Annotated in this window: 18 protein-coding genes and 3 pseudogenes; 16 read left to right on the top strand and 5 right to left on the bottom strand. The window is 70.6% G+C overall.

Translation table 11 applies throughout. The features are described 5' to 3' along the window. Positions 1-167: 167 nt before the first annotated feature. From GAS53_RS26060 to GAS53_RS26040, 5 genes are all read left to right on the top strand, one after another. Positions 168-1,025 (top strand): TIM barrel protein, encoded by an 858-nt coding sequence (locus GAS53_RS26060; RefSeq protein WP_192583282.1) that lies wholly within the window; start codon positions 168-170, stop codon positions 1,023-1,025. A gap of 29 nt (positions 1,026-1,054) precedes the next feature. Then, a complete protein-coding gene (locus tag GAS53_RS26055; protein ID WP_151480138.1) occupies positions 1,055-1,945 on the top strand; it encodes a 2-hydroxy-3-oxopropionate reductase in 891 nt (296 codons plus the stop codon). A gap of 233 nt (positions 1,946-2,178) precedes the next feature. Then, positions 2,179-3,636 carry a catalase gene (locus tag GAS53_RS26050; protein WP_151480137.1) on the top strand — a complete coding sequence of 486 codons (1,458 nt, stop codon included), beginning with the start codon at positions 2,179-2,181 and terminating at the stop codon, positions 3,634-3,636. Positions 3,637-3,940: 304 nt separating this feature from the next. Next, positions 3,941-4,168: a hypothetical protein gene (locus GAS53_RS26045; protein ID WP_151480136.1), complete on the top strand. Its 228-nt coding sequence runs from the start codon at positions 3,941-3,943 to the stop codon at positions 4,166-4,168. 189 nt (positions 4,169-4,357) lie between these two features. After that, positions 4,358-4,999, top strand: coding sequence for a TIGR04222 domain-containing membrane protein (locus tag GAS53_RS26040; RefSeq protein WP_151480135.1), 642 nt, complete (start codon positions 4,358-4,360; stop codon positions 4,997-4,999). Between the two features lie 116 nt (positions 5,000-5,115). On the opposite strand, the gene gcl is transcribed toward GAS53_RS26040, so the two are convergent. Further along, positions 5,116-6,900, bottom strand: coding sequence for a glyoxylate carboligase (gcl, locus tag GAS53_RS26035; RefSeq protein ID WP_151480134.1), 1,785 nt, complete (start codon positions 6,898-6,900; stop codon positions 5,116-5,118). A 269-nt stretch (positions 6,901-7,169) separates the two neighbouring features. Here gcl and GAS53_RS58810 point away from each other — a divergent pair. The 3 genes and pseudogenes from GAS53_RS58810 to GAS53_RS26020 form a co-directional block, all read left to right on the top strand. Next, positions 7,170-7,460: pseudogene (locus GAS53_RS58810) on the top strand (hypothetical protein); the annotation flags it as partial. Between the two features lie 99 nt (positions 7,461-7,559). Beyond that, positions 7,560-8,390 carry an ICP22 family protein gene (locus GAS53_RS58420; RefSeq protein WP_404829293.1) on the top strand — a complete coding sequence of 277 codons (831 nt, stop codon included), beginning with the start codon at positions 7,560-7,562 and terminating at the stop codon, positions 8,388-8,390. Between the two features lie 41 nt (positions 8,391-8,431). Continuing rightward, positions 8,432-8,941, top strand: a complete 510-nt coding sequence (locus GAS53_RS26020; protein ID WP_151480133.1) for a GNAT family N-acetyltransferase — start codon at positions 8,432-8,434, stop codon at positions 8,939-8,941. Between the two features lie 128 nt (positions 8,942-9,069). On the opposite strand, the gene GAS53_RS26015 is transcribed toward GAS53_RS26020, so the two are convergent. Then, positions 9,070-10,665, bottom strand: coding sequence for an AMP-binding protein (locus GAS53_RS26015; RefSeq protein WP_151480230.1), 1,596 nt, complete (start codon positions 10,663-10,665; stop codon positions 9,070-9,072). Positions 10,666-10,670: 5 nt separating this feature from the next. Then, a complete protein-coding gene (locus GAS53_RS26010) occupies positions 10,671-12,356 on the bottom strand; it encodes an AMP-binding protein (protein WP_151480132.1) in 1,686 nt (561 codons plus the stop codon). Positions 12,357-12,591: 235 nt separating this feature from the next. Here GAS53_RS26010 and GAS53_RS26005 point away from each other — a divergent pair, with 235 nt between their 5' ends. The 4 genes from GAS53_RS26005 to GAS53_RS25990 all read left to right on the top strand — a co-directional run bounded on the left by GAS53_RS26005 (position 12,592) and on the right by GAS53_RS25990 (position 18,401). Continuing rightward, positions 12,592-13,446: a helix-turn-helix transcriptional regulator gene (locus GAS53_RS26005; RefSeq protein WP_151480131.1), complete on the top strand. Its 855-nt coding sequence runs from the start codon at positions 12,592-12,594 to the stop codon at positions 13,444-13,446. Positions 13,447-13,633: 187 nt separating this feature from the next. Beyond that, positions 13,634-16,501 (top strand): ATP-binding protein, encoded by a 2,868-nt coding sequence (locus GAS53_RS26000; protein ID WP_225859089.1) that lies wholly within the window; start codon positions 13,634-13,636, stop codon positions 16,499-16,501. Between the two features lie 222 nt (positions 16,502-16,723). Beyond that, complete coding sequence (locus tag GAS53_RS25995) at positions 16,724-17,515, top strand: S1 family serine peptidase (RefSeq protein ID WP_151480129.1); 792 nt, start codon at positions 16,724-16,726, stop codon at positions 17,513-17,515. A gap of 238 nt (positions 17,516-17,753) precedes the next feature. After that, positions 17,754-18,401, top strand: a complete 648-nt coding sequence (locus GAS53_RS25990) for a LysE family translocator (protein WP_151480128.1) — start codon at positions 17,754-17,756, stop codon at positions 18,399-18,401. A gap of 112 nt (positions 18,402-18,513) precedes the next feature. On the opposite strand, the gene GAS53_RS25985 is transcribed toward GAS53_RS25990, so the two are convergent. Beyond that, a complete protein-coding gene (locus GAS53_RS25985; protein ID WP_151480127.1) occupies positions 18,514-19,629 on the bottom strand; it encodes a winged helix DNA-binding domain-containing protein in 1,116 nt (371 codons plus the stop codon). A 166-nt stretch (positions 19,630-19,795) separates the two neighbouring features. Here GAS53_RS25985 and GAS53_RS25980 point away from each other — a divergent pair, with 166 nt between their 5' ends. Continuing rightward, complete coding sequence (locus GAS53_RS25980; RefSeq protein WP_192583280.1) at positions 19,796-20,962, top strand: magnesium and cobalt transport protein CorA; 1,167 nt, start codon at positions 19,796-19,798, stop codon at positions 20,960-20,962. Between the two features lie 87 nt (positions 20,963-21,049). On the opposite strand, the pseudogene GAS53_RS25975 reads toward GAS53_RS25980, so the two are convergent. Then, a pseudogene (locus GAS53_RS25975) lies at positions 21,050-21,320 on the bottom strand (Asp23/Gls24 family envelope stress response protein); the annotation flags it as partial. Between the two features lie 497 nt (positions 21,321-21,817). Here GAS53_RS25975 and GAS53_RS25970 point away from each other — a divergent pair. The 3 genes and pseudogenes from GAS53_RS25970 to GAS53_RS25960 form a co-directional block, all read left to right on the top strand. Continuing rightward, positions 21,818-22,243: an STAS domain-containing protein gene (locus GAS53_RS25970; RefSeq protein ID WP_151480126.1), complete on the top strand. Its 426-nt coding sequence runs from the start codon at positions 21,818-21,820 to the stop codon at positions 22,241-22,243. Between the two features lie 56 nt (positions 22,244-22,299). Continuing rightward, entirely contained in the window at positions 22,300-22,848 is a 549-nt protein-coding gene (locus GAS53_RS55315; RefSeq protein WP_225859088.1) for a hypothetical protein, read from the top strand. A gap of 53 nt (positions 22,849-22,901) precedes the next feature. Then, a pseudogene (locus GAS53_RS25960) lies at positions 22,902-23,379 on the top strand (ANTAR domain-containing protein); the annotation flags it as partial.

The raw sequence follows: 23,379 nt of genomic DNA, 5'->3' as shown, positions 1-23,379 counted from the left end.
CCTGCGCGGGGGCACTTTTTTGCGAGCGCCCTTGACACTGCTCCCGAACCACAGGCAATCTTCCATTAAGCAGAAACAAGTTTCCACAATACGGAAACGACACGGCGCGCCGAAGTCGCACCGGATCTCGGATACGGATCTCGATACGGAAGGGAGCGCAGACCCAGATGCCAGGTTTTGAATTGGGCACGGCCGCAGAGCAGCGCTTCAACGTCAACCTGTCGATCCTCTTCACGGAGCTCCCGCTCCTGGAGCGCCCCGCGGCCGCCGCCGCGGCGGGCTTCACCGCGGTCGAGCTGTGGTGGCCCTGGGTCGACTCCCCCACCCCCGATCGCGCCGAGCTCGACGCCCTGAAGAAGGCGATCGAGGACGCGGGCGTCCAGCTGACGGGCCTCAACTTCTACGCCGGGCAGCTGCCGGGTCCCGACCGGGGCGCGCTGTCGATTCCCGGCGAGGAGTCCGAGCGGTTCCGCGCGAACATCGACGTGGCCGCCGACTTCGCGCAGTCGCTGGGCTGCAGGGCCCTCAACGCCCTGTACGGCAACCGCGTCGAGGGCGTGGACCCGGCCGAGCAGGACGCGCTCGCGCTGGAGAACCTCGCGCTCGCGGCCCGGGCCGCCGACCGTGTCGGCGCGACCCTCCTGATCGAGACCCTCAACAAGCCGGAGTCTCCGCTCTACCCGCTGGTGACCGCCCCGGCCGGCGTCGGCATCGTCGACAAGGTCAACGCGGCGACCGGCCTCGGCAACGCCAAGTTCCTGATGGACCTGTACCACCTGTCCATGAACGGCGAGGACCTGCCGTCGGTGATCGAGCAGTACGCGGCCAAGACGGGTCACGTGCAGATCGCCGACAACCCGGGCCGCGGCGCTCCGGGCACGGGCTCGCTCCCGCTGCAGGAGCTCCTCGACCAGCTGAAGAAGGCCGGTTACGAGGGCTGGGTCGGCCTGGAGTACAAGCCGGGCGACCGCCCGAGCGCCGAGGCCTTCGACTGGCTGCCCCGCGAAGCCCGCGCCGCCCGCTGAACACCCCCGCATTTGAGAGGCACCCCATCATGAGCAACCTTCCCAAGATCGCCTGGATAGGCCTCGGCATCATGGGCTCCCCCATGTCCGAGAACCTCATCAAGGCGGGTTACGACGTCACCGGCTTCACCCTGGAGCAGGACAAGCTGGACCGGCTGACCGCCGCCGGCGGCACGGCCGCCGGTTCGATCGCCGAGGCAGTGAAGGACGCCGACGTGGTCATCACGATGGTGCCGGCCTCCCCGCAGGTCGAGGCCATCTCCTACGGCCCCGGCGGCATCCTCGAGAACGCGAAGTCCGGCGCACTGCTGATCGACATGTCCTCCATCACCCCGCAGACCTCCGTGGACCTGGCGAAGGCGGCGAAGGACAAGGGCATCCGCGTCCTGGACGCCCCGGTGTCCGGTGGTGAGGCCGGGGCCGTCGAGGCCGTGCTGTCCATCATGATCGGCGGCGAGCAGTCCGACTTCGAGCAGGCGAAGCCGATCTTCGAGGCGCTCGGCAAGACCATCGTGCTGTGCGGCCCGCACGGCTCCGGCCAGACCGTGAAGGCCGCGAACCAGTTGATCGTCGCTGTGAACATCCAGGCGTGCGCCGAGGCCGTGGTCTTCCTGGAGAAGTCGGGCGTCGACCTCAAGGCGGCCCTCGACGTCCTGAACGGCGGCCTGGCCGGTTCGACCGTGCTGACGCGCAAGAAGGACAACTTCCTGAACCGCGACTTCAAGCCGGGCTTCCGTATCGACCTGCACCACAAGGACATGGGCATCGTCACGGACGCCGCCCGCAACGTCGGTGCCGCGCTGCCCGTCGGCGCCGTGGTCGCCCAGCTCGTCGCCTCGCTGCGCACGCAGGGCGACGGCGGCCTGGACCACTCCGCCCTGCTGCGCGCGGTCGAGCGCCTCTCCGGCGCGCAGGTCTGACGCCCGCGCCACCAAAGACCCCGGGCGGCGCCGCCGCTGACACCTGTCCTGTCGCGCCCAAGCGGCGGCGCCGCCCGGAACCAACGCCGAACCATCACCTGGTCAGTACCGACCAGTACCCGACCAGCACCCGACCAGCAGATTTCAACAAACTGTTGACGTCCGGATCGCCCCAAACCTAGGCTCCACGAAGCGGAAACAGTTTTCCGCTGCCTCACGTACGGAAGGTCACCATGTCGAAGCGCGTACTCACCACCGAGTCCGGCGCCCCGGTCGCCGACAACCAGAATTCCGCCTCCGCCGGCATCGGCGGCCCGCTCCTCCTCCAGGACCAGCACCTGCTGGAGAAGCTCGCCCGCTTCAACCGGGAGCGCATTCCGGAGCGCGTGGTGCACGCCCGCGGCTCGGGCGCGTACGGCTACTTCGAGGTGACCGACGACGTCACCGGCTTCACCTACGCGGACTTCCTGAGCACGGTCGGCAAGCGCACCGAGGTCTTCCTGCGCTTCTCGACGGTGGCGGACAACCTGGGCGGCGCGGACGCGGTGCGCGACCCGCGCGGCTTCGCGGTCAAGTTCTATACGGAGGACGGGAATTACGACCTCGTCGGGAACAACACCCCGGTCTTCTTCATCAAGGACCCGATCAAGTTCCCCGACTTCATCCACTCCCAGAAGCGCGACCCGTTCACGGGCAAGCAGGAGCAGGACAACGTCTGGGACTTCTGGGCGCACGCCCCCGAGGCCACGCACCAGGTGACCTGGCTGATGGGCGACCGCGGCATCCCGGCCTCGTACCGCCACATGAACGGCTACGGCTCGCACACCTACCAGTGGACGAACGCCGAGGGCGAGGCCTTCTTCGTCAAGTACCACTTCAAGACGAACCAGGGCATCCGCTCCCTCTCCACCGAACAGGCCCAGGAGATCGCGGGCAAGGACCCGAACTCCCACCAGACGGATCTGCTCCAGGCCATCGAGCGCGGGGTGAACCCGTCCTGGACCCTGTACGTCCAGGTCATGCCCGCGGCGGAGGCGGCCGACTACCGCTTCAACCCCTTCGACCTCACGAAGGTCTGGCCGCACCGGGACTACCCGCTGCGGCGCGTGGGCCGCCTCGTCCTGGACCGCAACCCGGACAACGTCTTCGCGGAGGTCGAGCAGGCCGCGTTCTCCCCGAACAACTTCGTCCCGGGCATCGGTCCTTCGCCGGACAAGATGCTCCAGGGCCGCCTGTTCGCGTACGCGGACGCGCACCGCTACCGGCTGGGCGTCAACCACACGCAGCTGGCCGTCAACGCGCCGAGGGCGACGACCGCGTACAACTACGGCCGGGACGGCTTCATGGCCGCCAACTCCCAGGGCCGCGCCGCGAAGAACTACGAGCCGAACTCGTACGACGGTCCGGTGGAGACCGGCCGCCCCCTGTCGGCCCCGCTCGCGGTGAACGGCCATACGGGCACCCACGAGGCCCCGCCGCACACCAAGGACGACGACTTCTTCCAGGCGGGCGAGCTGTACCGACTGATGTCGGAGGAGGAGAAGTCCCGCCTGGTCGCCAACATCGCGGGCGGCCTCTCCCAGGTCTCCCGCGACGACGTCATCGAGAAGAACCTCGCCCACTTCCATGCCGCCGACCCCGACTACGGCAAGCGCGTGGAGGAGGCCGTCCGCGCCCTGCGCGAGGACTGAGCCTCCGCCCTGGACGCCCGCGACAGGCCTGGACCCGGATGAGGGGTGGTCCACCGGCCGGTCCGGGCAGGACAGGGACCGCGGCGGTGTGCGAGCCAGTGCGGTGGTGAAGGGCCCGTGGCCTTCTTCTCGACCTGAGAGAAGGGGAGTCCGGTCTGTCGCATCCGCCGCGGTCCCGGCCCTTTCGTGAGAGCGCCGAGTACGGACGGTCCCGTACTCGGCGCTCTCCGCCGTTTGCGAGAACCTCGGCGAATCCCGCCGTCTTCGGGGTGCGGATTCCGCGCCCGCGCAGCAGCCTGGGTACATGGACTCTCCCAGCATCGTCGTGCACGCCCCGGCGCTGGACGGATCGCGCCGCGTCACCGCCGGCAGCGAGACCCTCGGCATCGCCTACCACCTCGACGACGTCGTCGAGATTCTGCGGCTGGCGGACCTGGACGAGATCGAGGTGGAGGAGAGCGACCTCATCGACTGGCAGGGCGGCGGTCCCGACGACTGGCCGGGGCTTTCGGAGCACCACTCGGCCGAGTGAGGTCCGTACGTACGTCTCCGGGCGTACGCGGGCTACGGAACCCTCAAATCAACCTCTGAACATGGCTCCGGGGGCTTCAACTCACTGTGCTCCAGGGCACATTCTCAGCACGTGGGGCCCGCCGGCACGGGGGCGGCGGGCCTCATACGGGGGACACCGCGGGCATGGCCCGAAACGGGGGTGGGACTCATGGGCGCTGTGACAACGACGCTTCGGCGGGAGCCGTACGCGATCGCGTTGCTGCGGGGCGGGCCCCGCGCCGCCGTGACGGTCGCCGTGCTCACCCTGCATCTGCGGGGCGCGGTCGAGGCCGGCCGGTCGGGCAGGGTGCGGCGGACGTCGGGGGCGTCCGCCGGCCCGGGGCGTCCCACCCACCACCTGGAGAAGGCGGTGTGGGCGTCCCTCCGCCGCCGCACGGGACTGCGGAAGCTGCTGGCCAAGCGGCGCGTGCGGAAGTCGCTGACGGAGTTGCGTGCAGAGCTGGTCGCGGCAGGGCTGCTGCACGCGCCGCCGCGGGGACGCAGCCCTGAGGGGCGGCGCACTCTCGATGATCTTCGTACGCAACTGCCGTTGCCCGTGAGGGACTTGGGCACCGAGGTGGTACTGGACGCGGGCTGGTCCACGGACGACCGGCTCTTTGCGGCGGCGCTGTACGGCGGCGAGGTGCTCGTCGCCGTGGCGCCGGAGTTCGTCCGTGACGCCGGGCTGGTCGGCCATGAGAGCCAGGTCCGGGACGACGGACTGCTGCCTCATTCGTGGGGCGGCTGGAGCCCGTGGAGCCACGGGGACGGCGGGTTCGGTTCGGGCGGCGGCGGGGGCGGCTCGGACTGAACACGGCGTGAGGCGCCCGTCCTGGATCCTCAGGACGGGCGCCTCGCTTTCCCCCGTGAGCCCGACGAGATGACGTCGGACGACTGGTCAGACCTTCAGGGTCAGGGTCTTGCTGATCAGACCTTCAGGGTCTTGATGGACGTGGGCGCGTGGCCCGGCTCGGTCGCGATCTCCTCGAACTCCACGATGTTGCTGATGTCATTGGTCGTGGACATCGAGATGTTGGTGACGCGCTCCAGGATCGCCTCGACGACGACCGGCACCTGGAACTCGGCGGCGAGCTTCTTCGCCTGCTCGAAGGCGGCGCCCAGCTCGCCGGGGTCGGTGACGCGGATCGCCTTGCAGCCCAGACCCTCGACGACCTTGACGTGGTCCACCCCGTAGACGCCCAGCTCGGGCGAGTTGAGGTTCTCGAACTCCAGGTTGACCTGGAAGTCGATGTCGAACGCCCGCTGCGCCTGGCGGATCAGGCCCAGGTAGGCGTTGTTCACCAGGACGTGGACGTACGGGATCCGGTGCTGGGCCCCGACGGCCAGCTCCTCGATCATGAACTGGAAGTCGTAGTCGCCGGACAGGGCGACCACCTGCGCTTCCGGGTCGGCCTTGGCGACGCCGAGCGCGGCCGGGACCGTCCAGCCGAGGGGGCCGGCCTGGCCGCAGTTGATCCAGTGGCGCGGCCGGTAGACGTGCAGCATCTGGGCGCCGGCGATCTGCGAGAGGCCGATGGTGGTGACGTACCGGGTCTCCGGGCCGAAGGCCTTGTTCATCTCCTCGTAGACGCGCTGCGGCTTGATGGGGATGTCGTCGAAGTGCGTACGGCGCTGGAGTGTCGCCTTCTTCTCCTGGGCGGCCCCGGCCCACGCGGAACGGTCCGGCAGCCTGCCCGCGGCCTTCAGCTCCCGTGCCACCTCGACGAACAGCTCGAGCGCGGCCTTCGCGTCGGACGTGATGCCGTAGTCCGGGGCGAAGATCTTGCCGATCTGGGTGGGCTCGATGTCGACGTGCACGAACTTCCGGCCGGCCGTGTAGACGTCCAGCTTGCCGGTGTGGCGGTTGGCCCAGCGGTTGCCGATGCCGAGGACGAAGTCGGACTCCAGGAACGTCGCGTTGCCGTAGCGGTGCGAGGTCTGCAGGCCGACCATGCCGGCGTTCAGCTCGTGGTCGTCGGGGAGGATGCCCCAGCCCATGAGGGTCGGAACGACCGGGATGCCGGTCAACTCGGCGAATTCCACGAGGAGTTCGGAGGCGTCGGCGTTGATGATGCCGCCGCCCGCGACGATCAGCGGGCGCTCCGACTCGTTCAGGAGCGTGATCGCCTTCTCGACCTGGGCGCGGGTCGCGGCCGGCTTGTAGACCGGCAGCGGCTCGTACGTCTCCGGGTCGAACTCGATCTCCGTCAGCTGGACGTCGATGGGCAGGTCGATGAGGACGGGGCCGGGGCGGGCCGAGCGCATCAGGTGGAAGGCCTGCTGGAAGACACCGGGAACCTGGGCGGCTTCGAGGACGGTCACGGCCATCTTGGCGACCGGTTTGGCGATCGAGGCGATGTCGACGGCCTGGAAGTCCTCTTTGTGGATCACGGCGGTCGGAGCCTGTCCCGTGATGCACAGGATCGGGATGGAGTCACCGGTCGCGGAGTACAGACCGGTGATCATGTCGGTGCCGGCCGGTCCTGACGTACCGATGCACACGCCGATGTTGCCGGGGCTGGTGCGGGTGTAGCCCTCCGCCATGTGGGAGGCGCCCTCGACATGGCGGGCCAGGGTGTGGCTGATTCCGCCGGAGGCCCTGAGCGCCGCGTAGAAGGGGTTGATCGCCGCGCCCGGGACACCGAACGCGCTGGTGACGCCCTCACGCTTGAGGATCTCAACTGCCGCGCGGGCAGCGGTCATACGAGCCATTGCGTACTCCTGCTTCGGCCGTCGGATTCGGGCTCCCGTCGCGCCCCGCGGAGAGCTTCAAATTCCGTATTACGGAAACTAACTTCTACTATCTGGAAGCAATGTAGGCGGGGGGCCGGGAGGCGTCAAGGGCGAGGGGTGCGCCGCCGGGCGGAGGAATCCCGGAGGAATCCCGGGGGCGTCCGATCGTTCGGCTGCCGGAGGGCGGGGTTCCGGAGGACGATGGAGGGACTGTCCCGATGTGGTGTCGCGGTGTTCTGGAGAGGGTCATGTCCGAGAGCGTGCCGGTGCGGTGTCCGGCCTGTCGGCGCGAGCATGTCTATGCGGCGCCGTCGTATCCCTGCGAGTGCGGTGCGCCTGTCGCACCCGTCCTCGACCGGGGTGCGCGCCCGGAGCCCGTCACCCACCACACCTGGGACGAGGACTGGGTGACGGTCCGCTGCGGGGCCTGCGGACGCGCGGACCAGTGGCCCCGGCCCGAGCTGGGGTGCCCCTGCGGGACGGTGCTGCGGCTGCCGGTGGTGGAGGCGGGCACCGGCGAGGAGGCCGCGGCCTTACCGGGCGCGGGCCCCGACGACGGCGGTCCGGAGGCCCGGGGCACGAGGACTGACGACGAGCCGGGCACCGGCCTCCCCAAGGAGACAGCGCAAGCTGCGAACGTGGTCGACGGACCGGAGACCTCAGGAGCGGGCACGGACGCCGGACCGGAGACCTCCGCCGAACCGGAGACCCCGGGCGCCGGTGCCGACGAGGGATCGGAATCCCTTGTCGCGAGCGCCGACGCCGGACCGCAGGCTCCCGGCGCGAGCACGGAATCCGCCGAGGGCGCCGCTACCGACGAACCACACTCCGCCGCGGCGAGCGCCGACGAGGGCCCGGGAACCTCACGCCCGGGAACCGATGGCCCCGGTGCGGGCACCACCGATGAACCGCACTCCTCGGGCGCGGGTGCCACCGACGCCCCCCGTCCCCCGGACAGCGGGGAGGACACCCGCGAGGACTGCGGCAAGGACACCGGCGAGGGCGCCGGACGCCCCTCCCCCAAGCCCCGGCCCAACCATCTCCCCGCCGCCATCCCCCTCCCCCGTACGGCCCCGGCCCCGGCCCCCCGTCCCGCGTTCCAGCCGGTGACGATACGTACTGCTCGGGACGCCGTGACCGCTGCCGCGCTGTATCTGCGCTGGCTGGGGTACCGGGACATCCGGCGGGCCGACCAGCGGCCGCCGTCCGGGATAGGCCTGGCGGCGCGCGGGATAGTCGCCCAGGTCGACCCGACCGTGCGCCCCGCCTCCCTGCGGGACGTGGAGTGTCTGTGGCTGACGGCGATGACGGAGTCGGCGGGCTGCGTCTACTTCTCGCTGGCCGGCTACGAGGACGACGCCCGCACCTGCGCCGACTCCCTCGGCATCCCCCTCTTCGTACTGGACCTCACCGGCACCCCGCAGCCGGTGAACAGCATCGCCGACGAACTCATCGCCACCGGAGCCTGAGGACCACCCCAACTCTCCGGAGCGACCGCATACTTGGTCCCATGCGCATCAGACCGGCAACTCCCGCCGACCTCCCGCTGCTCCAGGACATCGAACGCGCGGCGGGCGAACCCTTCCGCGCCCTCGGCATGCCGGAGATCGCCGACGACGAGCCGCCCGCGATCAACCTGCTGGAGCGCTTCCGCGCGGCGGGCCACGCCTGGGTCACCGAGGACGCCGACGGGCGCATCGTCGCGTACCTGATCGGCGAGCCCGTGGACGGCGCCTTCCACATCGAGCAGGTCTCCGTCCACCCGGGCGCCGCGCACCGGGGCGTGGGCCGGACCCTGATCGCGTACGCCGCCGACCGCGCACGCGACCAGGGCCTGCCCGGTCTCACGCTGACCACCTTCACGGAGGTCCCCTGGAACGCGCCCTACTACGAGCGCATCGGCTTCCGCGTCCTGGCCGAACCCGACCTCACCCCGGGCCTACGGAAGATCCGCGCCACAGAGGCCGAACACGGCTTGGACCGCTGGCCCCGGGTATGCATGTACCGAGCCACACCCTGAGCGGGCCGCGCCCGTAAGGGGCGCGGGGCTGTGTCAATTTGCGGCTCCGCCGCGCGGGCGCGACCAGCCCCCACCCAGCCGCACTTCCCCACCGAGCCGCACTCCCCCACGGCGCCCCCAGCGGAGCGTCACCCGTACTTCTCCCTCAGCTCGATCTTCCGCACCTTCCCGGACACCGTCATCGGGAAGGACTCCATGATCCGCAGCCGGCTCGGCACCTTGTAGTGCGCCAACCGCCCCTCGCAGAAGGCCCGCAGCTCCTCAAGAGTCAGCAGATCACCGGAGTCGCGCGGGATGACGCAGGCGAGCACCTCCTCGCCGTACTTCTCGTGCGGCACGCCCACCACCTGCACGTCGGCGATCTTCGGGTGCGCGTACAGGAACTCCTCGATCTCGCGCGGATAGATGTTCTCGCCGCCCCGGATGATCATGTCCTTGATCCGGCCGACGATCTGTACGTACCCGTCGTCGAGCATCACGGCCAGGTCCCCGGTGTGCATCCACCGCCCGGAGTCCACGGCCTCGGCGGTCTTCTCGGGTTCGTCCCAGTAGCCGAGCATCACGCTGTAGCCGCGGGTGCACAGCTCGCCCGCCGAGCCGCGCGGCAGCGTCACCCCGCTGACCGGGTCGACGATCTTCACCTCGATGTGCGGCAGGACGCGTCCGACCGTGCCGGTGCGGTGCTCGAGGTCGTCGTCGCGGCGGGTCTGGAGGGACACGGGCGAGGTCTCGGTCATGCCGTAGCAGATGGAGACCTCCTCCATGTGCATCTCGGCGACCACCCGTTTCATCACCTCGACCGGGCAGGGCGAGCCCGCCATGATGCCGGTCCGCAGGGAGGAGAGGTCGTACGTCGCGAAGTCGGGGAGGTTCAGCTCCGCGATGAACATGGTCGGTACGCCGTACAGCGACGTGCAGCGCTCCCGCTCGACCGCCTTCAGGGTCGCCGCCGGGTCGAAGGACGGGGCGGGGATGACGATGCACGCGCCGTGCGAGGTCGCGGCGAGATTGCCCATCACCATGCCGAAGCAGTGGTAGAAGGGCACGGGGACGCAGATCCGGTCCTGCTCGCTGTAGGCGATCAACTCACCCACGAAATAGCCGTTGTTGAGGATGTTGTGGTGCGAGAGGGTCGCGCCCTTGGGGAATCCCGTCGTGCCCGAGGTGTACTGGATGTTGATCGGGTCGTCGCAGGACAGCTCGCTGCCGCGCACCCTGAAGTCCTCGTGCAGGTCAGGGATCCCGCGCCCGATCAGCGCGTCCCAGCTCGGGTCGCCGATGTACACGGTCTCCCGCAACTGCGGGCAGTTGCCCCGCACTTGCCCGACCATCGCCCGGTAGTCGCTCGTCTTGTGACTGAGCGAGGCGAACAGCAGGGAGATCCCTGCCTGCTTGAGGACGTACTCGACCTCGTGGGTGCGGTAGGCCGGGTTGATGTTCACCATGATCGCGCCGATCCGGGCGGTGGCGTACTGGACGAGCACCCACTCGGGGCAGTTGACCGCCCAGATGCCCACCCGGTCGCCCTTGGCGACTCCGCTCGCGAGCAGCGCGTACGCCAACCGGTCGACGTCCGCGGCGAATCGGGCGTACGTCCAGCGCCTCCCGGACGGTACGTCGACGAGCGCCTCCCGGTCCGGCCAGGCCGCGACGGCCCGGTCCAGGCTGGCTCCGATCGTGTCTCCGAGCAGGGCCGTCCCGCTCGTCCCGTGCGCGTACGACAGCTCGGTCACCGGAAGTCCTCCTCGCGGTACTCGGCGTCCGACCCCGCGGCCGTGGCCTCGCGCAGCTCGATCCGGCGGATCTTGCCCGACACGGTCTTGGGCAGCTCGCCGAACTCCAGACGGCGGATGCGCTTGTACGGGGCGAGGGCCGTACGCGAGTGCTCGAAGAGGACCTTCGCGGTGTCGGGCCCCGGCTCCCACCCCTCCGACAGCACGACGTACGCCTTCGGGACCGCGAGCCGCAGCTCGTCCGGCGCGGGCACGACGGCCGCCTCCGCGACGGCCTCGTGCTCCAGGAGCGCGCTCTCCAGCTCGAACGGGGAGATCTTGTAGTCGGAGGCCTTGAAGACGTCGTCGGCCCGGCCCACGTATGTGATGTAGCCGTCGGCGTCGCGGGAACCGATGTCCCCCGTCCGGTAGTAGCCGTCGGCCATCGCCTCGGCCGTGCGGTCGGTGTCGCCGTGGTAGCCGGTCATCAGGCCCACGGGCCGCGCGGACAAGTCGAGCGCGATCTCGCCCTCCGTCGCGCCCGGCGCGCCCGTCACCGGGTCGAGCAGTTCGACGCGGAAGCCCGGGCTCGGCCGCCCCATGGAGCCCGTCTTCAGCGGCTGGCCCGGGCTGTTGGACACCTGCACGGCCGTCTCGGTCTGCCCGAAGCCGTCGCGGATGGTGACGCCCCAGGCCCGCCGCACCTGCTCGATGACCTCGGGATTCAGCGGCTCACCGGCGGCGACGGCCTCGCGCGGGGGCGTACGCAGCTGGGTCAGGTCGGCCTGGATGAGCATGCGCCACACGGTCGGCGGCGCGCAGAAGGTCGTCACTCCCGCGCGGTCCATCTCGGCCAGCAGACGGTTCGCGTCGAAGCGCGTGTAGTTGTGGATGAAGACGGTCGCCTCGGCGTTCCAGGGCGCGAAGAGGTTGGACCAGGCGTGCTTGGCCCAGCCGGGCGAGGAGATGTTCAGGTGCACGTCGCCGGGTTTGAGGCCGATCCAGTACATGGTCGCCAGGTGGCCGATCGGGTACGAGGTGTGGGTGTGCTCGACCAGCTTGGGGCGGGCGGTGGTGCCCGAGGTGAAGTAGAGCATCAGCGGGTCGTCGGCCCGCGTCGGGCCGTCGGGCGAGAAGAGGTCGGCGGAGTGGCCGTACACGTCCTCGTACGACCGCCAGCCCGGGCGCTCGTCGCCGACGGCGATGCGCGTGTAGTCGCCGGGCACCTCGTCGAACTTGCCGGTGTCCTCGGTGCGCACGATCACGTGCCGGACCCGGCCCCGTTCGACGCGGTCACGCAGGTCGGCGGGCCCCAGCAGCGGTGTGGCCGGGATGACCACGGCGCGCAGCTTCATCGCGGCGAGCGCCGTCATCCACAGCTCGGCCTGGTTGCCGAGCATGACCAGGATCCGGTCACCGGCGCGGACCCCCTGCTCGCGCAGCCACCCCGCGACCTGGTCGGAGCGCACGGACAGCTCGCCGAAGGACAGCTTGGTCTCGCGGCCGTCCTCCTCGACGATGTGCAGTGCGGTCCTGGCGTTGCCGTGGGCGATGACGTCGAACCAGTCGAGCGCCCAGTTGAAGTTCTCCGGGCGGGGCCAGCTGAAGCCCTCGTAGGCCGTGGCGTAGTCCTCGCGGTACTCCAGCAGGAAGTCCCGCGCGCTGCGGAAGCTCTCCGTCGGCGGCGTCGGCGGCGTCGTCATCTGTCCTCCGTGTCTTTTCGTCGTTCGCCTCCGGGCGCCTCAGCCGGTGTCGAGAGGCCGACCGTGCTCAGCCCTTCGGGCCTCCGCGCGCTCCCCCTCTCGACACCGGCGCGCCCTCCGGTTCACTTCCGCTGGTCCCGGACCATTGCCGGGCGGCTCGAATACATCGTGTAATCCGTGATGCGGGTCTCACTACCCCCGGACGGGGGGTGCGCTGCGGTGAAGGGACGAGCACGTGGCAACGGACGCGGCCGAAGCGGTGGAGATGCGCGGCGCGCTGATGCGGCTGCGGCGGGCGACGGGGCTGCCCGTCGCCTTCGGCGGTCTGGTCGAGCCGGGCCGGCGGCAGGTGCGTATCAGCGAGCTGAACGGCACGGCGACGGCGGCGCTCAGCGCGCTCGCGGTGTCGTCGGGCCACGGCCTGGGCGGCAAGGCGGTGGCCCTCGCCCGGCCGTGCGCCGTCGCGGACTACTCCTCCTCGCGGCAGATCAGCCACGAGTACGACGCCGCGGTCGCCGCGGAGGGGCTGCGGTCGGTGCTCGCCGTGCCGGTCGTCGTACGCCGCCGGGTGCGCGGTGTCCTGTACGGCGCCCTGCGCACGGCGCAACCGCTCGGCGACCGGACACTGGCCGCGGCGGTGGAGGCGGCCCGGGACGTGGAGCAGTCGCTGGTCGTACGGGACGAGGCACAGGGCCTGCTGGCGGCCGCACGCGAGCCGCGGACGGCGGAGGACTTGGCGGGTTCGGCCGACTCGGTGTGGGAGCGGGTCCGGGAGGCGCACGGGGCGCTGCGGGCGCTGGCCCCGCGCGTAGTGGACCCGGCGCTGCGCGCGGAGCTCCTCGCGGTCTGCGACACGCTGACCGCCGCGCCCAACCCGCCGGCCGCGGCCCGGCGGGTCCGGCTCACCCCGCGTGAGCTGGACGTCCTGGCCTGTGTCGCGGCCGGTACGACCAACGCGGCCGCCGCCGACCGGCTCGGGCTGCGGCCCGAGACCGTGAAGGCCTATCTGCGCTCGGCGATGCGCAAGCTCGGCGCGCACACGCGGCTGGAGGCGGTGGTGGCGGCGCGGCGGGCGGGGCTGCTGCCCTGAGGTCCGGACCTCCACACTGCCCTTGGGGTACTCCTCGCCGCTGCCCCGAAGGTCCGTCCCTCCCCTCGCGGGTTCTATACATGCACGGGCGCCCTGAAATCCCGTATACCGAATCTCTGTTATTTCCCTCACTGTGCAACCCTCCGAAATTCAGAGGCTCTTTGCTTAATATTGAGCCGAACACGACATGAGGGGAGCGGTGCGCGTGCGACGGGATTTCGAGGAGCCTGTCAGACCCCGTTCCGAGCAGGTCGTCGGGCGGGAGGAGCTGCTCGGACGAGCCCGTGAGCAGCTCTCCCGAGGGGGCAGCCTCCTCTTGCACGGTCCGCCCGGAATAGGAAAGTCGACCGTCCTGCGGGCAATGGCTACGGAATACGCCGAATCGGCCCGGACTGTGCTGCGCTGCTCGGCCACCGAATCCGAATCCCATCTCCCGTTCCTCGCCCTGGTCGATCTGCTCGGTCTCGTCGCCGACGAGGTCGCGGACGCGCTGCCCGCGCCACAGCAGGCGGCGCTCGAAGCGGCGCTCACCGGCCGTGCCGAATCGTCCCTGCACCAGGATGGGCTGGCTTTGCGCCTCGCGGTCCTTTCGGTGCTGCGCGCCCTGGCCGCCAAGGGCCCTGTCCTTCTCGTCGCCGACGACCTGCAGTGGCTGGACGCTCCCAGCGCCGAGCTGCTCGGCTTCGCGGCCCGCCGCCTCGGCGGGATGCCGGTGCGGATGCTCGGCGCGGTGCGCACCGGCACCGAACCGAAGGAACAGGAGCACGATCCGCATCTACGCGCGTATCCGCCCGAGACACTCGCCCTGCGGCTGACCCCGATGTCCCGGCCTCAGGTCTCCGAGCTGCTCGCCGCCCGCGGCTACACCGGCCTGCGCCGCTCGACCCTGCGGGACATCCACCACACGAGCGGCGGCAACCCCTTGTTCGCGCTGGAGCTCGCCCGCGCCCTGGCCGAGAGCCCGACGCCGCCCCGCCCCGGCGAGCCGCTTCCGGTGCCGACCTCGCTGCGCGCCCTCGTCCTCAGCCGCCTGGAGCTGCTCTCCGCCGACGCCCGGCAGACGCTGCTGGTCGCGAGCGCGGGAGCCCGCCCAAGTCAGACGCTGCTGCAGGCCGCGGGGCGCCCGAACGCGGAGGCGGAGATCGCGCTCGCGGCCTCGCTGGGACTGGTCACGGCCCTGGGACCGGACGGCCAAGGGCCGGACGGGCAGGAGGGCGCCGTGCGCTTCGCGCATCCCCTCGTCTCGGCCGCGCTGTACGCGCAGGCGAAACCCCAGGACCGGCGGGCCGCCCATGCCGCGCTGTCCACGGCGGCCTCCGACCCGATCGAGCGGGCCCGCCATCTCGCGCTGGCCACCTGCGGCACCGACGAGCAGGTCGCCGCACGGCTCTCCGAGGCCGCGGCGCTGGCCCGGGACCGCGGCGCGCCCTCGGTCGCGGCCCAGCTCGGACTGCTCGCCGCCCGGCACACCCCGCCGGACGCCCAACCGGGCGCCGACGAACGGCGGTTGCGGTCCGCCGAGGACGCACTGGTCTCCGGCGAGATCGACCTGGCCCGCGAGGTGGCCCGCGACGTCCTGGACCGGGCGACCGACGCGGCGGTCCGGGTACGGGCCTGGATGGTCGTGATCGACTCGGCCGGGCAGGCGATGGCGGACGTCGAGGCCGTGTTCCCGCAGGCCCTCGCGGACGCGGGCGAGGATCCGCGGCTGCTCGCCCTGGTCCGCTACCAGCTGGCCTGGCGGGCGCTGCTCGTGGAGGGCGAGATGGAGAAGGGCCGCGAGGAGGCGGCCCACGCGGCGCGGCTCGCCGCCACCGCCGGCGACCGGAGCACCGAGCTGCTCGCCCTGTCCTTCCAGGCCCAGATGGAGACCCTGATGGGGCACCCCGGCGCCCCCGCGACGCTCGAACGGGCGCTCTCGGAACCGCAGGACCTGCGGGTGGCCTGCGACCACAACGGTGCGGGCGCCACCCGGTTCCGCTGGCAGATCATGAGCGACCAGCTCACCGACGCGCGTGCCACGATCACCCGGCTCCTCGGCGAGGTGCGCCGGCGCGGCATGGTCGAGAGCGAGGTGCACTTCCTGCGCGGGCTCGCCGAGACCGAACTGCGCTCAGGGCACTGCGCCCGCGCCCTCGACCTCGCCCATGAGAGCCTGCGGCTCGCCCGGGACACCGGCATCGGCGAGGCCGCCGGCAACATGTTCACCTCGCTCGCCGAGGCCGCGGGCGGCGATGTGCACCGGGCGCTCGTACTGGCGGGCGACGCGGTGCGCCGCGCCGAGGACGACGGCGACCTGATCTACCTCTCGCGTGCGCTCGGCGCGCTCGGGCACGCCCAGCTGGTAGCGGGGGACGCCGCCGGTACGGTCCAGTCGCTGCGCCGGGCACGGGAGTTGGAGCAGGGGCTCGGCATCTTCGACCCCGCGCGGGGCCGCTGGCACGGCGACCTCGCCGAGGCGCTGGTACGGATCGGCGAACCGGCGGAGGCGCAGGACGTCATCACCGCCACGCGCGAGCACGCGGTACGGCTCCGGCGGGCGAGCGTCCTCGCCGTACTGGACCGGGCCGAGGCCCTGGTGAAGGCGGCGGGCGGCCAACATGAGGCGGCCGCACAGCAGTTGACCTCGGCGCAGGACCGGCTGGCGCAGCTCGGGTACGGACTCGAAGAGGCACGGGCGGCCCTCGCACTGGCACAGCTGCGGGCGGAACAGCCGGGGCGTGGCTCGTACGACGAGGCGGCGCGGCTGTTCCGGCGCTGCAAGGCGGTGCCCTGGCTGAGGCAGCTGGACACGGCCTCCGTAGCCGTCCCCGTCCCCACTGCCGCTCCGGTGGTGGCCGAATCCGCGCTGCCGCACCTCGACCGGCTGGCCTCGACGGAGCGTCAGGTCGCGGCGCTCGTCCTGGAGGGCGCCACGAACCGCGAGATCGCCGCGCGCCTGTTCATCAGCGTGAAGACCGTCGAGGCGACGCTCACCCGGGTGTACCGGAAGCTGGGGATCCGGTCGCGGGTCGACATCGTACGGCTGGCGGCGGGGCAGCAGCGCGGGGAGTGACTCTCTCCCCGCGCTCGCAGGGGGAGATGCGCAGGGGGAGATGCGTAGGAGGGCTACAGACGGGGCGAGCCGCAAGGGGCGACCGAGGGTTTTCCCTCGTCAACTCCCGCAGGGGGTTCCCTCATTGAGGAGAGTGCGGGTCCGCTTCTAGCGTGGGACCCGCCCCGCAGGCTGTCGCTTCACCCCCACAGTGCACCCCCACCGGCACTCCTGAGGAGATCCATGTTCGGGCTCACCCTTGCCAAAAAGGCCGCCGCCCTCACCGTCGCGGTCGCCGCCGCCGCGACGACCTGTCTGCTCGGCGCGACCACCGCGAGCGCCGCTCCCCAGCCCATCGTCGGTGGCTCGACGACCACGGCGTCCGCGTACCCGTACGTCATGCAGATCACGAACGCCTCGCAGAGCCAGTTCTGCGGCGGCACGCTGGTGTCGGCCACCAAGGTCGTCACGGCCGCCCACTGCATGGTCGGGAGAACCACCGGCAACACCCGCGTGGTCGGCGGCCGTACCTACCGCAACGGCACCAACGGCACCGTCAGCGGGCTCAGCAGGATATGGATCCACCCCGACTACACGGACGCCGAAGAGGGCAACGACATCGCCGTCCTGACCCTGTCGACGTCGATGCCGTACACGCCCATCAGCTATGTCTCCCCCTCCGAGACCAGCGTGTACGCGGCCGGCACCACCGCCCGCATCCTCGGCTGGGGCACCACCAGCTCGGGCGGCTCCTCCTCCAACCAGCTGCGCACTGCCACGGTCCCGACCGTGTCCAACACCACCTGCTCCTCGGCGTACGGCTCGTCGTACATCTCCTCCGACATGGTCTGCGCGGGCCGCACCGCCGGCGGCGTGGACACCTGCCAGGGCGACAGCGGCGGCCCGTTCGTCATCGGCGGCAAGCTCGCCGGGATCACCTCGTGGGGCTACGGCTGCGCGGACGCCGCCTATCCCGGTGTCTACACCCGCCTGACCACCTTCTCGAGCCTGGTGACGGCGCAGGTCAACTCCTAGTCCTAGTACGTCGCCGGGTACTTCTCTCAGTACTTCTCCCGGCACCTCCGTCCGTCCCGAGTACTTCCTGAGCACGACTCAGGTAGAGCCAGGGGGCGTTGCGGGCCTCCACGAGCGGCCCGCAGCGCCCCCTTTCCACTTGTCCGGGTGCCTTGACTTCACTTGTCCGGGGTGCGTTGTCAGTGCCGCCTGTTTCAATGGAGTCCAGTGCGAGAGATGGGCGATGGGGGTGGCGGGCATGGTGTCGACGGACCGTTTCCTGGCCTTCGCGGCGATGTCGCTGCTGGTGGTCATGATTCCGGGGCCGAGCGTGCTGTTCGTGATCGGCAGGGCGCTCGCCCACGGCCGACGCACGGCGGTGGCGACGGCGCTCGGGAACGTCTTCGGCTCGTATCTGCTGGTCGTCGCGGTCGCCGTCGGCGTCGGCTCGATAGTGGAGCGCTCGGTCGTCGTCTACATGGCGGTGAAGCTGGCGGGGGCCGCGTATCTGGTCTTCCTCGGTGTGCAGGCATTCCGGCACCGCAAGGAGATGAAGGCGTCTGACATCAATCAGCATGCTGACAGGCCCGCCCGCGGCGATCTGCGCACGGTCCTGGACGGCGTCCTCGTGGGCGTCACGAACCCGAAGGGCATCGTCTTCTTCGCCGCCGTCCTCCCCCAGTTCGTCGACCACTCGGCCGGTCAAGTGCCCCTGCAGATGCTGGTGTTGGGTCTGATCCCGATATCCATCGGCCTGGTCACGGACACCCTGTGGGGCCTGACGGCGGCCACGGCCCGCAGCTGGTTCGCCCGCTCGGACCGCCGGCTGTCGCTGATCGGCGGCGCGGGCGGCTTCACGATGATCGGGCTCGGGGTGACGGTGGCGACGACGGGCCGGGCGGACTGACCTCTCCGCTCCCCAACAGCTGTCCCGAACTCCTACGGCTGTCACGAACGCCCACGGCTGTCACGATTCTTGCAACGTATCGCTTGTGAAGTCTCGTACGACGTCTCTGCCGTCAGCCTCGTACGACGGTCCCGAACCGGATGTCGTACGAGGACGCGTCGCTGAGGACCGACACCATCCGTGTCGCTTCCTCGACCACCTCGTCGCGCTGCCGCTTGGTGAGCGTGCCGAAGGGCTCGATGGTGACCACGGCCTGGTCGCGGGACTCCTCCAGCCGCCACACGCCGGCCAGGAAGCCGTCGACGAGCAGCGTGCAGTAGGCCTGGTTGCCCTGCCAGGCGCGGCCCCAGTACTCGGCGGGGACGACCCGGGAGCGGTCGGCATGCGAGAGGAGCAGATTGTCGAACTCGGGGAGCAGGCGCGGCGGGGCGGGGGTGTCCGCGTCCGGGCGGGGCGCGTCCGGCAGGTCGAAGAGCTCGACGCCTTGCTCGTCACGAAAGGTGAGCAGCTGGGGCCGCAGCCGTTCGAAGGCCTCGCGCAGCCGGGTCAGGCCGGCCCAGGCCTGCATGTCCTTGACGGAGGCGGGGCCGAACGCGGCGAGGTAGCGCAGGACGGTGGCGTCGGGAGCGGGTACCGGCTCGGCAGGGCGGCCGAGCCAGTGCTCGGCGGTGGTGAGCGCGACCTGCCCGCTCCGGCCCCACAGGCCGCGCGGGGTGACCTGGACGAGGGGCAGCCGGCAGCGTGCCGCGATGGAGAGGGCGAGCGGATCGGCGTCCGGCCACTCGGCGAGCAGCGCCTCGCGCAGCTGCTTCATGGTGCGCGGTTCGGCCTCGACCAGTTCCCGGCTGATCTCCGTGAGCCGGTCCAGGTCCACGCCGACGAGTCCCTTGCGGAAGCCGTACAACTCGCGCTCGCGCGCGGCCTGCACGAGCGGCCGCAGCGTGAGGCAGTCGTCGGCGGTGTGCGTGTGGATGGTGGAGCGCATGGTGACGATGCGTACGACCTCGCGCGAGGCCATCGCAGCCGACAGTTCCTTTGGCGCGAAGCCGTCCAGGCGGGCGGCGAGGGCGTAGTAAGGGGGCTTCACGTTCTGCGCCTGGAGGCCGACGAGGTGTTCGACGGCGTCCGTCGCGGAGAGGGCGGTCCGGCGCAGGAGCATCTGCCGGTCGAGGGTCGCACGGTTCAGCACGCGGATGCTCAGCACGGGGGCGGTCGAGGTCTTCGTCATGCTCCGCACGCTAGCGCGGCTTGCGGACACCTTCTGTCCGCAAGCCTTGGCGCTCGCCTACCCCGCCCCGCAGCTCACGCCATTTGACCCGTATATCCTGCTCGGTGATCGCAAAGACAGACGTTCGACAGGTTCGACCGACTCGTTCGACACGGAGGCAGCCGCGATGCCGGAGCGCCGAGCCCGCCCCGTCCCCGCTTCGAAAGGCAACCGGAAGTCGGTGTGGCGACGCGCCATGGCTCCGACGGCGCCACCGCCGGCGGATCCCCCGGCGCCCCGTCCGGCTCCGGCCGACGCGACTCCCGCGGAGCCCGGCAGCGTCGTACAGGCCGCGCTCTACCGCGACGGCATGCGCGTCGCGACCCCCGCCTCCCTCGCGGACACCTTCCGTGAGCTGCGCAACCAGCCGGACGGCATGGCATGGATCGGCCTGGCCCGCCCGACGGAGGACGAAATCCTGTCCCTGGCAGCCGAGTTCGATCTCCACCCGCTCGCCGTCGAGGATGCGATGGAGGCCCATCAGCGTCCGAAGCTGGAGCGTTACGGGGACACGCTCTTCGTCGTCCTGCGTGCCGCCCGCTACCTCGACGCCCCCGAGGAGGTCGACTTCGGCGAACTGCACGTCTTCACCGGCCCCGACTTCCTGATCACGGTCCGGCACGGCGCCGCGCCCGACCTCTCCGCCGTGCGCCGCCGCATGGAGGAGACCCCGGAGCTGCTGAAACTCGGCCCCGAGGCGGTTCTCTACGCCATCCTCGACGCGGTCGTGGACGGCTACGCACCCGTCGTCGCCGGTGTCCAGAACGACATCGACGAGATCGAGACCGAGGTCTTCAGCGGGGATCCCTGGGTCTCCCGCCGAATCTACGAACTCTCCCGCGAAATGGTCGAGTTCCAGCGCGCCACCCGCCCGCTCGTCGGCATGCTGCACGGCCTGATGGCCGGCTTCGCCAAGTACGGCACGGACGAGGAACTGCAGCGGTATCTGCGGGACGTGGCCGACCACGTCACCCACACCAGCGAGCGTGTCGACGGCTTCCGCCAGGCCCTCACGGACATCCTCACGGTGAACGCGACCCTGGTCACCCAGCAACAGAACGCGGAGATGCGGGCGCTGGCGGAGGCGGGGTTCGAGCAGAACGAGGAGATCAAGAAGATCTCGAGCTGGGCGGCCATCCTCTTTGCTCCCACGCTCGTGGGGACCATCTACGGCATGAACTTTGAGGACATGCCCGAGCTGGGTTGGAGCTTCGGGTACCCCTTTGCGATCGGCCTGATGGGGGTGGTTTGCGTCAGTCTGTACTTTATTTTCAAGCGGCGGGACTGGCTCTAGGGTCGACCAATCCACCAGTGCTCCCACACCACTGCCGAAGCCGTGACCGGCGAGATCACCGAATCCCTCAAGGCCCCGATCACGTGGAACGACCTGCAGGTCGATGGCGGTCTGTTTCTCGCCGACGTCGGCTTTGACGCCGCGCCCCGCGCTCGCGTGCCCGCCCGGGACCCGATCGCGCACCGCGACCCATGGTGCGAGTGAAGCCGCCGCCCAGTGCGTTGATTCCGGGCACCTCCCGTGCGGTGATCCCGGCGATCTTCTCCACCACCCCGTCCGTGAAGGTCGTCCGGCCGCGGGTCTCCGGCGGTTCCTGAGGTCCGGGCCGTGCGGCTTGCAGCACTTGTTTCCAGTTCAGTGCTCGGCTTGTCGGGATCGGACTTCTACGGGGTTGAACTGTTCGGCTCCGTCATGCGAAGCCACCTCCTCGGGCGGTCGACGAACTGCCGTTCCCGAGCGGCTGTTGGCCGCCGCTTTCGCGCCGCCTGCCCAAGTACCGTGCAGGGCACCGGATATGTGCGCGCCACCGCGTTGCGGCACTGTCCACATCCTGGGAATGGGCGGCTTCCGGCCGTCTGCCGGACTGGGTAAAGGACTATGCTGCTGTACGGACGTCCCAGACCCCGGCGGCTTGTCGTTGCTCGACACAGATGGCTACGGGGAGCGGATTTTTCGTCCGTCACCCGGCGCATCCCTGGAGGGAATTGGGCGGGTCCTCTGTCCTGTCGGACAGGCTGTCGGACCGGCCTTGCTCCGCCTCCGCCGAACGTACGCCCCTGCCGGGAGCGCGCCAAGGGGGCCGGGAATCCGGCGTCACCGCGTGCGCTGCCGGATGGTCTTCTGAACCGAGGCGTCATGCCCCTTCCACAGCTCACCGTCTACCGTCATGACCGTAGGAAACGGGCGCTGGTCACCCTGACCGGTGAGATCGACCTGGAGTCGGCGCCGCTGGTGCGCGCAGCACTGGCGCGGTGTCTGCGCGACGGCATGCGCACCATCGACGTCGACCTCGCCCCCGTCACCTTCTGCGACTGCAGCGGACTCAACGCCTTCCTGTACGCCGCGCAGCAGACCACGGAGGCTGGTGGAGCCCTACTACTGCACCACCCGCCGCCGATGCTGGGCCTCATCCTCGATCTCACCGGTTCCAGGTTCCTGCTCCTTGGCGTTCCGTTCGGGCATCTGTCACCTCCTCTTGGAGGTGTCCCCGCCCCCGCCGCCCAAGCCCCGCCGCACTGGGCTGATCCACTCGCCTCCATCCTCTCGGGCGATGTGCGATGACGGCCCGGCCAGGGGAGGGACAACCGCACAAGCCCCGCGGCAGCGAGCCGTCCACCATGGAAGCAGTGCGGTTGCGTCGGGTGAACTGCTCGCTGGCGCAGGACCTGGGCGGGAAGCTGGCGGATCTGTACGTGGACGCCCGCGAGACATCTCCCAGTGAGACCTACCGTGCTCCCGGCCGCCAGGACTTTCTGAACCGCCTCACGGGTGACATCCGCAGGCCGGGGTTCGCCATGGCGATCGCGGAGACGGACTGCCTGGTGGGATGTACCTACGGATTCCCGGTACGCAGCGACGGCTTCTGGTGGCTCGGGTTCGACGGTGCACTACCGCGCAGCATCGAGCAACTCACCGAGTCCGGCAACGTCTTCGCGATCACCGACATCCTGGTCCGTCCGCACCCGCAGGACCAGGACATGGCCCGCCGGCTGCAGGAACGGCTGCTGAGCGACCACCAGGCGACGCTCGGCGCCACCCTGGTGGATCAGGCGGATCACCCCGCCCTCACGGCGCTCCGGTCCTGGGGATGGCTGGACGTGGGAGAGATCTGGAGGCCGGTCAGCGCGACGCTGCTCCGGGTGCTGGTCCTTCCTCTCGGGGAATGAACCGCCATGAGGCTGGAGGGCCTTGCGCACGACGCCTGGACCCGGTGGCCCGGATGAGGTCCGACAGCCGATCCGCCCGGATCCAGGTGCTGGTCGCCGAGCAGGCCGCCCGGCGTGGTGCCCGGGTCGGTGTGGTGGATGTGTGCACGGCGGCGGTGGCCGCGCTGCCGGTCGGCGGGGCCGGGCTGTCGGCGATGTCCCGGACCGCGACTAGCCATCCGCTGTGCAGCACCGACACCGTCAGCGAGCAGTTGGAGGAGCTGCAGCTCACGCTGGGCGAGGGGCCGTGCGTGGATGCCTTCACGCACGGCTCGGCCGTGTTGACGCCCGATCTACTGACCGGTGCACTGCAGGACCGCTGGACCGTGTTCGCGGATGCGGCGCTGGACGCCGGGGCACGCGCGGTCTTCGCGCTCCCCCTGCAGATCGGGGCGATCAGCCCGGGAGTTCTGGATCTGTACGCCGACGTGCCGACCGTGCTGGACGCGGAGGAGCTGGCCGACGCGCTGGCGTTCGCCGATCTCGCGACGC

Origin of the sequence: Streptomyces albicerus (assembly GCF_008905045.1) — a bacterium.
In the GTDB taxonomy this organism is placed as follows: Bacteria; Actinomycetota; Actinomycetes; order Streptomycetales; family Streptomycetaceae; genus Streptomyces; species Streptomyces albicerus.
This window is presented reverse-complemented; position numbering and strand designations above follow the sequence as displayed.

What these genes read in the sequence shown, in the direction of transcription:
- GAS53_RS55315 (WP_225859088.1), top strand. Translation starts at nt 22,300, where the DNA reads ATGGAAGCAGTGCGGTTGCGTCGGGTGAACTGCTCGCTGGCGCAGGAC.
- GAS53_RS25985 (WP_151480127.1), bottom strand. Translation starts at nt 19,629, where the DNA reads ATGACGAAGACCTCGACCGCCCCCGTGCTGAGCATCCGCGTGCTGAAC.
- gcl (WP_151480134.1), bottom strand. Translation starts at nt 6,900, where the DNA reads ATGGCTCGTATGACCGCTGCCCGCGCGGCAGTTGAGATCCTCAAGCGT.
- GAS53_RS26020 (WP_151480133.1), top strand. Translation starts at nt 8,432, where the DNA reads ATGCGCATCAGACCGGCAACTCCCGCCGACCTCCCGCTGCTCCAGGAC.
- GAS53_RS26050 (WP_151480137.1), top strand. Translation starts at nt 2,179, where the DNA reads ATGTCGAAGCGCGTACTCACCACCGAGTCCGGCGCCCCGGTCGCCGAC.
- GAS53_RS26040 (WP_151480135.1), top strand. Translation starts at nt 4,358, where the DNA reads ATGGGCGCTGTGACAACGACGCTTCGGCGGGAGCCGTACGCGATCGCG.
- GAS53_RS26010 (WP_151480132.1), bottom strand. Translation starts at nt 12,356, where the DNA reads ATGACGACGCCGCCGACGCCGCCGACGGAGAGCTTCCGCAGCGCGCGG.
- GAS53_RS26055 (WP_151480138.1), top strand. Translation starts at nt 1,055, where the DNA reads ATGAGCAACCTTCCCAAGATCGCCTGGATAGGCCTCGGCATCATGGGC.
- GAS53_RS25980 (WP_192583280.1), top strand. Translation starts at nt 19,796, where the DNA reads ATGCCGGAGCGCCGAGCCCGCCCCGTCCCCGCTTCGAAAGGCAACCGG.
- GAS53_RS26060 (WP_192583282.1), top strand. Translation starts at nt 168, where the DNA reads ATGCCAGGTTTTGAATTGGGCACGGCCGCAGAGCAGCGCTTCAACGTC.
- GAS53_RS25995 (WP_151480129.1), top strand. Translation starts at nt 16,724, where the DNA reads ATGTTCGGGCTCACCCTTGCCAAAAAGGCCGCCGCCCTCACCGTCGCG.
- GAS53_RS26045 (WP_151480136.1), top strand. Translation starts at nt 3,941, where the DNA reads ATGGACTCTCCCAGCATCGTCGTGCACGCCCCGGCGCTGGACGGATCG.
- GAS53_RS25970 (WP_151480126.1), top strand. Translation starts at nt 21,818, where the DNA reads ATGCCCCTTCCACAGCTCACCGTCTACCGTCATGACCGTAGGAAACGG.
- GAS53_RS25990 (WP_151480128.1), top strand. Translation starts at nt 17,754, where the DNA reads ATGGTGTCGACGGACCGTTTCCTGGCCTTCGCGGCGATGTCGCTGCTG.
- GAS53_RS26000 (WP_225859089.1), top strand. Translation starts at nt 13,634, where the DNA reads ATGAGGGGAGCGGTGCGCGTGCGACGGGATTTCGAGGAGCCTGTCAGA.